9 protein-coding genes are annotated in these 13,576 nt (G+C 51.6%); all 9 read left to right on the top strand.

Going from position 1 to position 13,576, the window contains the following annotated elements:
- Window positions 1-322 precede the first annotated feature (322 nt).
- The 9 genes from H6A34_RS04605 to H6A34_RS04570 all read left to right on the top strand — a co-directional run bounded on the left by H6A34_RS04605 (window position 323) and on the right by H6A34_RS04570 (window position 13,552).
- Window positions 323-1,012: a zinc ribbon domain-containing protein gene (locus H6A34_RS04605; RefSeq protein WP_205103765.1), complete on the top strand. Its 690-nt coding sequence runs from the start codon at window positions 323-325 to the stop codon at window positions 1,010-1,012.
- The gene (locus H6A34_RS14910; RefSeq protein ID WP_021948972.1) at window positions 1,009-1,353 is read left to right on the top strand and encodes a DUF3795 domain-containing protein; all 345 of its coding nucleotides are present in this window, start codon (window positions 1,009-1,011) and stop codon (window positions 1,351-1,353) included. The genes H6A34_RS04605 and H6A34_RS14910 overlap by 4 nt, the downstream gene beginning before the upstream one ends.
- A gap of 3 nt (window positions 1,354-1,356) precedes the next feature.
- Window positions 1,357-1,983, top strand: coding sequence for a DJ-1/PfpI family protein (locus H6A34_RS04600; protein ID WP_205103810.1), 627 nt, complete (start codon window positions 1,357-1,359; stop codon window positions 1,981-1,983).
- A gap of 495 nt (window positions 1,984-2,478) precedes the next feature.
- Window positions 2,479-4,479 (top strand): ABC-F family ATP-binding cassette domain-containing protein, encoded by a 2,001-nt coding sequence (locus tag H6A34_RS04595; protein ID WP_205103763.1) that lies wholly within the window; start codon window positions 2,479-2,481, stop codon window positions 4,477-4,479.
- Between the two features lie 190 nt (window positions 4,480-4,669).
- A complete protein-coding gene (locus tag H6A34_RS04590) occupies window positions 4,670-6,709 on the top strand; it encodes a M13 family metallopeptidase (RefSeq protein WP_205103761.1) in 2,040 nt (679 codons plus the stop codon).
- A gap of 217 nt (window positions 6,710-6,926) precedes the next feature.
- Window positions 6,927-7,844, top strand: coding sequence for a homoserine O-acetyltransferase MetA (gene metA, locus H6A34_RS04585; protein WP_205103759.1), 918 nt, complete (start codon window positions 6,927-6,929; stop codon window positions 7,842-7,844).
- A 179-nt stretch (window positions 7,845-8,023) separates the two neighbouring features.
- Window positions 8,024-9,859, top strand: coding sequence for a peptidase U32 family protein (locus H6A34_RS04580; RefSeq protein ID WP_205103757.1), 1,836 nt, complete (start codon window positions 8,024-8,026; stop codon window positions 9,857-9,859).
- Window positions 9,846-10,853 carry a zinc ribbon domain-containing protein gene (locus tag H6A34_RS04575; protein ID WP_205103755.1) on the top strand — a complete coding sequence of 336 codons (1,008 nt, stop codon included), beginning with the start codon at window positions 9,846-9,848 and terminating at the stop codon, window positions 10,851-10,853. Before H6A34_RS04580 ends, H6A34_RS04575 begins: the two co-directional genes overlap by 14 nt.
- Before the next feature lie 353 nt (window positions 10,854-11,206).
- Window positions 11,207-13,552, top strand: coding sequence for a TonB-dependent receptor (locus H6A34_RS04570; protein ID WP_338088626.1), 2,346 nt, complete (start codon window positions 11,207-11,209; stop codon window positions 13,550-13,552).
- The last annotated feature ends 24 nt before the right edge of the window (window positions 13,553-13,576 follow it).

Genomic DNA, 13,576 nt, shown 5'->3' with positions numbered 1-13,576 from the left:
AAGAAAACCGTTTAAAGATGATTATAATGTCACATAAATTCTTTACTTTTGTAATCGGTTAGAGGCAACTCTTTCTAAAACATATTGATAATAAGAGGCGTTATGTCTTCTTCCTGCGTGTACAAAGCCTAGGAAACTTCAATCACGTTGAACAGGAGAAGGTATGATGGTCTCCACGCATCTGCGTGGGGCTGTTATTTCCACATCTGTTCATAAAGGTTTTCCTAGCACCTGTACACAAGGACGTGGCATACAGTTCCACGCTTCTGCATTTAACAACCGCCTGTAGTAGGAGCTTACAGGCACGATAAACAAATTTGCTATGGAACAACAATTTTGTCAAAGTTGCGGTATGCCGCTTAACGGTACCAATCATGGTACAGAGGCAGACGGAAGCCTTTGCCCGGATTATTGCAAGTATTGCTATAAGGATGGCAGGTTTACGCAAAACTTCACCATGACACAGATGATTGAATTTTGTCTGCAATTTATCGACCAGCTTAACGCCGAGAGCGGGCAAAACCTTACGGCTGTGCAGGCAAAGGAACAAATGCTTGGATATTTCCCTACCTTGAAGCGATGGAAGGAAAAAGACCCAAGGACAATTACAGAGAAAGCAGCTGACCTGCTCGCCCAATGCGAAAACGTAACCGTTGTGTCGATAGATGCCGACGGGTATCCGCGTCCTGTGCAGATGTCTAAAATACATGCCGAAGCATATAACGACGTATGGATGGCAACAAGCGCGGATTCCGTGAAAGTGAATGACTTTAAGGCTAACAACAAGGCGGGGCTATGCTATGACCGTTATGGTGACGGCGTTGCCTTGCGCGGTAGAGTAGAGATTATCACTGACGATGCCGTACGCAAGGATATGTGGCAAGACTGGTTTGTACATCACTTCCCCAGCGGGCCTGCCGACCCGGGTTATGTGCTTCTGCATTTTATTGGAACGGAGGCCACGTTCTGGATTAACGGAGAGTTCTCACGCTCAAACATTCAACTGCCATGAAAGCGATAATCCCTGATATAACTAACATTGCAGCTTGCGGCCTTTATTGTGGAGCCTGCCGTAAGTTTCTTGCAGGGAAATGTCCAGGTTGCAGGCGTAACGAAAAAGCAACGTGGTGTAAAATCCGTTCATGCTGCCGTAAAAACGAGTTCGGCACTTGTGCGGAGTGCCCGTATGACGTAAAGGAATGCAAGGTATATTCCAATTGGATAGGTAAAGTGTTTGCGTTTCTGTTTAACTCTGACCGTTCCGCTTGTATTCGATATATCAAGGAACATGGTGGGCAGGCCTTTGCCGAAGAAATGTCAAAACGTAAATGTCAAACCATAAAAAGAATATAAATGATGAAAAACGAAGTAATTTACTTATTGCTTGACCGGTATGCCGACCATGAGGCGGTGTTCCTTGCTTCCGCCATTGCGTGTGATGAACGTAACGTGAAGGAACATCCCAAATATATAAATAAGGTGGTGGCGCCTACGTTGGCCGCTGTCCGCTCTTGTAGCGGCTTCAGCACATTGCCCGATTACTCGTTCGACACCATGCCTGATGATTATGCCGCATTGGTGTTGATAGGCGGTTTCGGCTGGCTTGACAGGAATCTGTCCGATAGCGTAGCGCCGATTGTGCGCCGTGCAATGTCAAAGGGCATAATAGTCGGCGCTATATGCAATGCCGCGGCCTTCATGGCAAGCCACGGCTTCCTTAACGGCATAAGGCATACGGGCAACGGATTGGAGCAGTTGCGTGCATGGGGCGGAGCTGGTTATACTAACGAAGCGGGCTATGTAGACGCCCAAGCCGTTTCAGACGGGTGCGTCGTAACGGCCAACGGTACGGGATACCTTGAGTTTGCAAAAGAGTTGTTGATACTTCTGGAGAATGACACTCCTGAGCAAATAGAGCGCTTCTATATGTTTAATAAACTCGGATTGGTAGAGTGTATGCGCAGGATGCGGCAACAAGTATAAATGCGGATTTTGCCTAATGTAGTCCGGCTTATTGTCGGCGTGTTTGTAAAAGGCGGCCTTTCGTGTTGTAAAAGGCCGTCTTTTGTCGTCTAAAAAGCCACCTTTTAAGCAGCGAAAGACGGTCTTTTACAAACAGTCCAGCTACAGGCTGTCTTTTTGTTTCATTCCATATTGTATTCCGTTCATCTTTTTCGTGTTCACATTTTATAAAGAAAGGCAGTATCGTCAATGCTTTAAAAGCATTATATGGGCATATTGTCATTTATTTTATACAATATTTTTGATGGAATTTGGAAAAAGTGTAACTTTGCAGGATGATTTAAGTTAATAGTGAAAAGTGGGGTAGTGAAGGATTGACTTGCTTGCCTTGTTTGTCTTGGCCGGTTCGACCTGTTTGCCTAATTCGGATCATGCCTGATTGCAATGTAGAGGTTGGCTCGGGATAACGTACTATCGTGGTGGGCATTTTGACTTTAACTCTCTAAAAGAGAAAATATGATTTCGGTAGAACATTTACGGGTAGAGTTCGGCGCCAAGCCGCTGTTCAGCGACGCGACGTTCGTCATCGGCGACCGCGACCGCATAGCTCTCGTGGGCAAGAACGGCGCGGGCAAGTCTACCCTGCTTAAGATACTTTGCGGCCGGCAGCAGCCTACGGAGGGCACGGTGAGCGCCGCTCAGGGCACCACGATAGGCTACCTGCCGCAGGTGATGGTGCTCACCGACGACACCACCGTGCGCGAGGAGGCGCGCAAGGCCTTTGCCGGCAACACTGCCCTGAAGGAGCGCCTCGACCGCATGGAGGCCGAGCTGGCGGAAAGAACCGACTACGAGTCGGCGGAGTACATGGCTCTGGTGGAGCGCTTCACCCGCGAGCACGACCGCTACATGATGATGGGCGCCGACGGCTACGAGGCCGACATAGAGCGCACGCTGATGGGGCTGGGCTTCGGGCGCGAGGATCTGGACAGACCCACGAGCGAGTTCAGCGGCGGATGGCGCATGCGCATCGAGCTGGCCAAGATATTGCTCGAGCGCCCCGACGTGCTGTTGCTCGACGAGCCTACCAACCATCTCGACATTGAGAGCATAGGCTGGCTGGAGCAGTTCCTGGCGCAGGGAGCCAAGGCGGTGGTGCTGGTGAGCCACGACAGGGCGTTCATCAACAACGTGACCAACCGCACGATAGAGATAAGCTGCGGCCGCGTAGTGGACTACCGCGTGAAGTACGACGAGTACGTGCGCCTGCGCGCCGAGCGCCGCGAGCAGCAGCTCAGGGCTTACGAGAACCAGCAGAAGGAGATTGCCGACATAAAGGACTTCATTGAGCGTTTCCGCTACAAGCCGACGAAGGCCGTGCAGGTGCAGAGCCGCATAAAGCAGCTGGAGAAGATCGTGCCCATAGAGATAGACGAGGTGGACCGCTCGGCCATGCGCCTGAAGTTTCCGCCGTGCCAGCGTAGCGGCGACTGGCCCGTAGTGTGCGACGGGGTGGGCAAGGCCTATGGCGGCCACGTGGTGTTCTCGGGCGTCAACCTCTCGATAAAGCGCGGCGAGAAGGTGGCCTTCGTTGGCCGCAACGGCGAGGGCAAGTCAACCCTGGTAAAGTGCATCATGGGCGAGATCCCCTTCACGGGCACGCTCAAGATAGGGCACAACGTGGAGATAGGCTACTTCGCCCAGAACCAGGCTCAGCTGCTCGACGGCAACATCACCGTGCGCCGGACGATAGACGACGTGGCGCGTGGCGAGGTGCGCCTGAGGATTAACGACATACTGGGCGCGTTCATGTTCGGCGGCGAGGCCTCGGAGAAGTACGTCCGCGTGCTCAGCGGCGGCGAGCGCAGCCGCCTTGCCATGATACGCCTGTTGCTCGAGCCGGTCAACCTGCTCATCCTCGACGAGCCTACCAACCACTTGGACATGGCGTCGAAGGACGTGCTCAAGGAGGCCATCCGCGCCTTTGACGGCACGGCCATCATCGTGAGCCACGACCGCGAGTTCCTCGACGGCCTCGTCACCAAGGTCTACGAGTTCGGCGGCGGCCGCGTGAGGGAGCATATCGGGGGAATATACGATTTTTTAAGTCAACAAGCGGACAAGTTTGTAAGTCAACAAGTCAACAAGCTTGTAAGTCAACAAGTCAACAAGCAGACAAGCAGACAAGGAGATATGCTTAGTCAACAAGTCAACAAGTCAAATCTCCTTGTCGACTCGTCTGCTCGTCCCTCGTCGACTAAAGAAGACTACGCCGCGCGTAAGGAGCAGCAGAAACTCTTGCGCAAGGCGCGCAAGGCCGTGGAGGACAGCGAGGCCAGGATTGCCTGCATGGAGGGACGCCTCAAGGAGCTCGACGCCCTGCTCTCGCAACCCGAGAACGCAAGCGACATGACTCTCGTCACCGAATATACCGACACCAAGCGTGCCTTGGACGAGGAGGTGGAACGATGGGAGCGGCTGGCAGAGGAGGAGGAAAGAATGAAGAATGAAGAATGAAGAATTAAGAATGAAGAATTAAGAATTAAGAGTTCAATTGCTTATTCGGCCTATTTGCCTTATTTGGCCAATTACAAATTACAATTACAGTTGGCAAGGCATTTGTCTTAACTCCTTAACTCCTTAACTCCATAACTCCATAACTCCATAACTCCTAAAAAGAAATGTTTTACTTAAAAATAAAACGCTTATGAAAATGAAACACATTATTCCCGTTGTGCTGTTTGCCGCCGCACCTATGGTGGCCGGCGCCCAGGCACAACTGAAGTCGGGCATAGACCTGACGAACCTTGACAATAGCGTTCGTCCGGCCGACGACTTCTTCCAGTACGCGTGCGGAGGATGGATGAAGAAGAATCCGCTTCCCGCCGCTTATTCGCGTTACGGTAGCTTTGACAAGCTGGCCAAGGACAACAACGAGCGTATTAACTCAATCCTTACCGACCTGCTGAAGAACACCTATCCGCAAGGCTCTACCGAGCAGAAACTGAGCGACTTCTATAAGCTGGCGATGGACTCGGTGCGCCGCAACCAGGACGGCGTGAAACCGGTAATGCCGCTTATCAACGAACTTGAAGGAGCCAAGACCGTAGACGCCCTTCATGCGCTTCAGCTCAAGTACGCCGCATTCGGCTACGGAGTGCCCATGGGCATTGGTTTCGGTGCCGACGAGAAGAACGCCAAGATGAACATCCTCAACATCTACCAGGGCGGACTCGTACTCGGACAGAAGGAGTATTATCTTGATACCGACTCGGCTACTACCGCCATCCGCGACGCCTACAAGAAGCACGTTGTGCGCATGTTCCAGCTCTTCGGCTTCACGGAGGCCGACGCGCAGAAGAAGATGGAGAACATCCTCAAGGTGGAAACGGCGCTTGCCAAGGTATCCAAGTCGAGAACCGAGCTGCGTGACGTTGAGGCCAATTATAACAAGATGACTCTCGAGGAGTTCGAGAAATCGTATCCTCATGTCAACCTTACCAAAATGCTCAACGCCGAGGGCGTGAAGACCGAGTATTTCAAGGAGATGGTAGTAGGCCAGCCCAGCTTCGTCAAGGGTGCCGACGATGTGTTGGCTAAGATGACCGCCGACGAGCTGCGCGCCTATATGGAGTGGGACGTGATACTCTCGGCCGCGAGCTATCTTAGCGACGACGTGCAGGCTGCCAACTTCGACTTCTTCGGTCGCACCATGTCGGGACGCAAGGAGGACCATCCGCGCTGGAAGCGCGCCACGAGCCAGGTGGAAGGCCAGATGGGCGAAGCTCTCGGCAAGATGTACGTAGAGCGTTATTTCCCAGCCTCGTCAAAGGAGCGTATGGAGAAGCTCGTGAAGAATCTCCAGGTTTCGCTCGCCGAGCGCATCAAGGCGCAAGACTGGATGAGCGACGCCACAAAGCAGGCCGCGCTTGACAAGCTCAACGCGTTCTATGTAAAGATAGGATATCCCAACCAGTGGAAGGATATGTCGGGACTGGTAATCGACCCGAAACTCTCTTACTACGAGAACGTACAGAAGTGCCGCGAGTTCTGGAACAAGTGGGACATCGACTATCGTGCCGGTAAGCCGGTTGACAAGGAGGAGTGGTTCATGACACCCCAGACCGTCAACGCCTACTATAACCCGACGACCAACGAGATTTGCTTCCCGGCAGGTATCCTGCAGGTGCCTTTCTTCGACCCTACGGCCGACGACGCATTCAACTACGGTGCTATCGGCGTGGTGATAGGCCATGAGATGACGCACGGATTCGACGACCAGGGACGCCATTATGACAAAAACGGTAACATGACCGACTGGTGGACGGCTTCTGACGCCGAGAACTTCAACGCCCGTGCCGAGAAGTATGCCGACTTCTTCTCTGCCATCAAGGTGCTGCCCGACCTCAACGCCAACGGCAAGCTGACGCTTGGCGAGAACCTGGCCGACCACGGAGGACTCGAGGTTGCCTTCAACGCATACAAGAACGCCACCAAGGACGCTCCGCTGAAGACCATCGACGGACTGACGCCCGACCAGCGCTTCTTCCTGGCGTACGCCGGCGTATGGGCGGCCAACATCACCGAGGAGGAGATTCGCCAGCTCACCAAGATGGATCCCCACTCGCTTGGCGAATGGCGCGTGAACGGTGCCCTGCCGCACATCAACGCTTGGTATGAGGCATTCAACGTGAAGTCAGGCGACAAGATGTACTTGCCCGAGAACGAACGCCTGAAGCTCTGGTAAGTATTTTTTAAGATACAAGTAAACGGGTGACGAGCAGACAAGGAGACAAGCCTTGCCTGCTCGCTCTCTTTTAAGGCTAATGGGCCTAATAGGCCGGATAAGGCAAATAAGCCAGATGAGCCGAATAATCCAAATAGGGCAAATTTTCTTAATTCTTAACTCTTAACTCTTAATTTATTTGTACTTTTGCCCAGGATAATAAAGAAAGGAACAAATAATGCCGTTAAGAATACCTGACAAGTTGCCGGCCATTGACGCCCTGAAGCGCGAGAACATCTTTGTGATGGATACCTCGAGGGCGCACTCTCAGGACATCCGTCCCCTTAGCATAGTGATACTTAACCTCATGCCGTTGAAGATAACAACCGAGACAGACCTGATACGCCTGCTCTCGAACACGCCGCTACAGATGGACGTAACCTTCATGAAGCTGAAAAGCCATACGCCGAAGAACACGCCGATAGAGCATATGATGATGTTCTACAAGGATTTCGACGAATTGAAGACGCGGAAGTTCGACGGCATGATAATAACCGGGGCGCCCGTGGAGCTAATGCCCTTTGAGGAAGTTAACTACTGGGACGAGATGGCCACCATTTTCGACTGGGCCAAGAGCCACGTCACCAGTACGTTGTATATATGCTGGGCGGCGCAGGCCGGGCTGTACTATCATTACGGAATACAGAAACACACGTTGCCGAAAAAGATGTTCGGCGTGTTCCGCCAATACGTTACCGACCCCTTGTTGCCGATATTCCGCGGGTTCGACGACTATTTCTTTATGCCCCACAGCCGACATACCGAGGTGAGGCGTTCAGACATTGTGGCTAATAAGGCGTTGACGCTCGTGGCCGAGTCGCCCGAGAGCGGCGCGGGCATAGTGATGGCGCGCGGCGGGCGCGAGTTCTTCATCACCGGCCATCTGGAGTATTCTCCCGACACGCTCGGCAATGAATACAAGCGCGACATGGGCAAGCGCGACGACGTAGACATGCCAGTAAACTACTACAAGGACGACAATCCCGACAATCCGCCCGTAGTGACATGGCGCGCGCACGCCAACCTCTTCTTCAATAACTGGATAAACTACTACGTTTACCAGGAAACACCGTATGACATCGACAAGATTGAGTAAAGGCATGATGGATATTGGGCCAATGAGGCTAATAAGCCAAATAGGGCTAATAAGCCAAATAAGCCAAATAAGCCGAATAGGGCTAATAAGCCAAATAAACCGAATAAGCCGAATAAGGCTAATAGCCCAATTACAAATTACAATTACAGATACATCCCGCCAATCATGAATCATGAATTATGAATTATTTAGAGCTTCTCTCTCCTGCCAGGAACCTTGAGTGCGGCATGGCGGCTATCGACCATGGAGCCGATGCTGTGTATATCGGTGCCGAGCGTTTCGGGGCGCGCCAGGCGGCGGGCAATCCGGTAGGCGACATCGCCGAGTTGTGTAAATACGCGCATACGTTTGGGGCAAAGGTGTACGTGACCGTAAACACTATAATTTACGATGACGAGCTGAAAGGCACCGAGGAGTTGATATGGAGGTTGTATGATGTGGGCGTTGACGCCATACTTGTTCAGGATATGGGCATTCTGGAGATGAACCTGCCGCCAATAGACCTCCACGCGAGCACCCAGACCGACAACCGTACGAAAGAAAAAGTGGCTTGGCTTGCGGCACATGGCTTTAAGCGCGTGGTGCTTGCCCGTGAGCTGTCGCTTACCGATATTGCCGGAATACACCGTGATGTGCCCGGTGTAGAGATAGAGGCATTCGTCCATGGCGCCCTGTGTGTAAGTTATTCAGGACAGTGCTATGCCTCGCAATATTGTTTTGGGCGTAGTGCCAACCGCGGAGAGTGCGCCCAGTTCTGCCGCTTGAGGTTTGACCTGGAAGATTCAGCCGGACAAAGGATTGTAGCAGGTAAGCATTTACTGTCCTTGAAGGATATGTGCCGCATTGATTCCATTGAACAGATGGCGGATGCAGGCGTGACGTCGTTTAAGATTGAGGGGCGTTTGAAAGATATCACTTATGTCAAGAATGTGACGGCCGCTTATAGCCGTAGGCTTGACGGGATAGTAAAACGCCATCCCGATAAATATTGCAGGGCTTCGTTCGGTAAATGTAGCTATACTTTTACTCCAAGTCTTGACAAGACTTTTAATCGTGGTTTTACCGATTATTTCCTGAAAGGACGTGAATCTTCCATTATATCCTTCGATACGCCCAAGTCTATTGGCGAGTATGTTGGCAAAGTCAAGGAAGTGCACAATAATTCGTTTAGTATAGCGGGAACCGCGTCATTCGCCAATGGAGACGGACTATGTTTTGTCAATGGTAAACGTGAACTTGAAGGCTTCAGGGTCAATCGGGCGGACGGAAATAAGATTTATCCATTGAAAATGCCGAGAGGCTTGTGCCGCGGCATGGAGATATACCGAAATAACGACCATGCTTTTGAGAAACTTCTTGCGCGTAAGAGTGCCGAGCGCAAGATACCGTTGGCGATGTGTCTGGAGGCTACGGATGACGGTTTCCGCCTTGAGGTAAGCGTTGAAGGCGTGATGGCGGTGCATGATGATGTTGTCTTGGATAAGCAGGAGGCTAAGACTCCGCAACGTGATAACATTGTAAGGCAACTTACGAAGCTCGGCAATACTCCATATGAGTGTCGTGACGTAAAGTTGTTGCCGGTAGGTTTCAATTATTTTATCCCTTCAAGTGTTCTTGCGGGTATGCGAAGGAGGGTGGTTGACAAGTTGCACGATGTGCCGCTTGTCCGCAAGCGTCAGGAAACGGAACGTTCGTGCGAAGATGTACGCTCCGTTCGTCTTTTGTGTAATGATAAGTATTACAATTACAATATCTCCAATCGTCTTGCCCGGAATTTTTATGTCCGTGAAGGAAAAGGCGGATTGCCTGAAGCTTACGAGATAAGCATGCCTAAAGGTGCGTTGCTTATGCAATGCCGGCATTGCATAAGGTTCTCGCTTGGGCGGTGCGTGAAGTATGGCGGGCAAAAACCGGAATGGCGCGCTCCTTTATTTCTCAGGTTGCCTGACGGGAGAAGGTTCAGGCTGGAGTTTGATTGTATGGAATGTAAAATGAATGTATATGCCGACGATTAAAATATTGCGTACTACGCTTGCCGTGCTTATTACGGTTACGGTATTGGCGGCCTTTGTCGGGTGCAATGACAAGGATAGCGCTCCAAAGGATACGATTGCGCTTACTCAGGAACAGCAGGACTCGCTACATTTTGTTGCTACGCATTATTATTCATTGAACTATAATTTCGTGGTCAAGGCTGATTCCGTCCAGCTTGTCAAGCAACAGCCGGAAGAGGTCCTTAATAACATGCACACCGACACGCTTGCCGTTTATAGGCATGACCATATCGCCGTGGCGGAAATAAGGATCATACCTACCGACCTTGTTGACTCTGTGTGGATACAGGTCGCACGTGACCAGAGTACGTTCGGCTGGGTGCATGAATCTGCGTTGCTGGCTTCCGTAGTCCCGAGCGATCCTATATCACAGTTTATCTCGGCCTTTTCGGATACGCATCTCGTTGTGTTCCTTATCATCATAAGCGTGATATCCGTGGCATATCTTATGCGTACGATATTCCAGCGCAACGCAAAAATAGTGCATTTCAATGATATCGGTTCTTTTTATCCTACGTTGTTGGCCTTAATCGTCGCGTCGAGCGCTACGCTATATGCCAGTATACAGCTTTTTGCGCCTGATACGTGGGAGCATTTCTATTTCCATTCCACACTCAATCCGTTTATCGTTTCACCGATTCTTGGCATATTCCTTATATCGGTATGGGCCATGCTGATAGTCGGCCTTGCCGTAGTTGACGTTGCCCGCAATCTGCTTCCGGCAAGCGATGCGTTACTTTATCTGTGCGGCCTTGCCGGTGTGTGTGCCATAAATTATATTGTGTTCAGCATAGCCACCCTGTATTATGTCGGTTATGTTATGTATGCCGCTTATGTTTATTTTGCCCTGCGCATGTATTTTACGCGTTTCCGTTGTGCCTATGTGTGTGGTAGTTGTGGTGCCCGTATGGGCAGTAAGGGGCGGTGTCCTGTATGCGGGGCGGAGAATTATTGATCTTATTTAAGAAGTTATAGAAGTTATAGGGAGTTATAGAAGTTATAGCCAAATGCGTTGTTTGAATATGCTATGAGCTTTTAATGCGCAAGTAAGATGGGTAATGGCTTTAACTTCTCTAACTCTCTATAACTTCTCTAACTTCCAGACCAAAAATCCATATAAATGAGGATTGCCGGTTTCTGTTGGAATGGTTACCTTTGCAAGCGGAAAATAAAGGTAAAAAGGTAATGAAGAATTATAAAATAACTTCCTTGTTGGTTTCGGTCTTGTTTTTTTCAGCCGTACATGTAGAATCCCGTGCCGGTTCTCCGGCTTCTTGCCCGGTCTTTTCCTTAGAAGGCCTGACAGGTGTGAATACGGCAGAACGGGTTGGTGGTATAGTGGATACTTCACGTGTGGTCGACCTTGACGAGGTAGTAGTTGTTTCGCAACCAAAGGAAGTGTTGAGCCTTAGGCAACAACCGTTGAGCTCGTCGGTATTCACCGGGCGCGACCTTGGTAACCTTGGCGTGCGTGATCTTGGCGACCTCTCGGCTTACGTGCCCTCGTTTGTCATGCCGTCTTACGGCTCTCGCCTTACGTCGTCGGTGTATGTGCGGGGTATCGGGTCGCGCGTAAACAATCCTGCCGTCGGTATATATGTTGACGGTATTCCTCTTGTCAGCAAGAATTCGTATAATTTTCATGCTTACCAGATAGACCGTATAGATGTGTTGCGCGGTCCGCAAGGCACGCTTTACGGAATGAATACGGAAGGCGGACTGGTACGCCTCTATTCTAAAAATCCGATGAAGTACCGTGGTACGGATATCAGGGTAGGGGTGGGGACGCATTTCTACCGTAACATAGAGTTCGCCCATTACCATGACATGGCCGACAATATTGGTTTCTCCGTGGCCGGATTCTATACCGGGCAGAACGGTTTTTTCCGTAATTCCACCACGGGGAGGCGTGCCGATACTTCTGACGAGGCGGGCGGAAAGGCAAATTTCATCTGGCAACCGACTACACGTTTCACGCTAAACCTCGTTGCCGATTACCAGTATGCGCGTCAAGAGGCTTTCCCTTACGGAGTGTACGATGCGGATACGCGTGACATTTCCGCGCCCTCAACCAACCGTCCAAACGGCTATCGCCGCAATATGTTCAACGCAGGGCTTGGCCTCGTATATAATGCGGACGGGCTTACGCTGACGTCGCAGACCAGCTATCAGTTCTTGAAAGATTGCATGGACATGGACCAGGACTATCTTCCGCAAGACTATATGCACTTATGCCAGCGCCAGATGATGAACGCCCTGACGCAGGAACTTACGTTAAAGAGTTCAGGAGACGCCGCCTGGCAGCATTCCTCAGGTGTGTATTTCGCTTACCAATGGCTTAGGACTTCGGCTCCGGTGTATTTCGACGATGATTTTACCAGCCGTATATCAACGGGTATCGGCTCGGCGATGTACGCGGCGATCTATCAGGCCATGGTCGACCGGATGACGTCGGCGGGCATGCCGCAGAGCGTGGCTGAAGGTATGGCGGCCAATGCCATCGAGCAGGCCGGAGGCGTATCGGCGGACGTAAGCATGTCGGTACCGGCATTGTTCCATACCCCGCAGGCCAACGTCGGCATTTACCATGAGTCGAACATAAGGCTTGTACCTCGCCTTAACTTGACCCTCGGCCTAAGGTATGATTACAATCGTGTGAACCTGTCATACGATACGAGCGCCTCGATGGCCGTAACGGCGAACGTCATGGGGGCTTCGGCCACAAATACCCTTACATCGGCTCTGTTGAGGGAAGTACACGATGACTACGGACAATTATTGCCCAAGGTGGGGCTGAGTTATACGGTAGACCGCTCGGGAAGTAACATCTATGCTACCGTAAGCAAGGGTTACCGTGCCGGAGGGTATAACATTCAGATGTTTTCGGACATTCTCCAGTCCGAGCTTACCGCCAACTCGTCGAACGCAATGGCCGGTGATTACGAGGTGACGCATACCGACGAGGATTACGCGCGCGTGAACAATACCATAACCTACAAGCCCGAGGAGAGCTGGAATTATGAGGTCGGAGCGCATCTTAACCTCTTCGGGGGCATGATGCAGGCGGATCTTGCGGCATATTATATGACGATACGCAACCAGCAATTGTCCGTGATGGCCGGTGATTATGGCTTCGGCCGTATGATGGTCAATGCCGGGCGCAGCCGTAGCCTTGGTTTCGAGGCGGCGTTGCGTGGGAGCGCGATAGACAACCGCCTTTCATGGGCGGCTACTTACGCCTACACACGTGCGACGTTTACCGAGTATAGCGAAACTGACGACGGCAATACCGTTAGCTATGAGGGCAACCGTATCCCGTTTGTGCCAGGGCATACCATCAGCGCGCGTGCCGATATGCGTTTCCCGCTGGCCCGTAGTTCGTCGCGCTCGATAATTGTCGGAGCCGACGTTACCGCCCAGGGGCCGATATATTGGGATGAGGCCAACACTACAAAGCAGCCGTTCTATGCCCTGTTGGGGCTTCACGCCGGAGTGCAATGGGGCAATACGGTAGTGCGTCTATGGTGCCGTAACGTTACCAACACGCGCTTCGCCACTTTCGCCTTCAGCAGTTCGGCGTCGGGACGCGAGCTTTGGTTCGCCCAAAGGGGCAACCCCGTGCAGGCCGGAATAGACCTCCAGTTGCACATATAAATTCCGTTGTCAGAAAGTCTTGAT

The sequence above is a fragment of the Marseilla massiliensis genome (genome assembly GCF_016899855.1).
GTDB lineage: Bacteria > Bacteroidota > Bacteroidia > Bacteroidales > Bacteroidaceae > Prevotella.
Note: the sequence above shows the minus strand (reverse complement) of the source record. Positions and strands in the feature narration are given on the sequence as shown.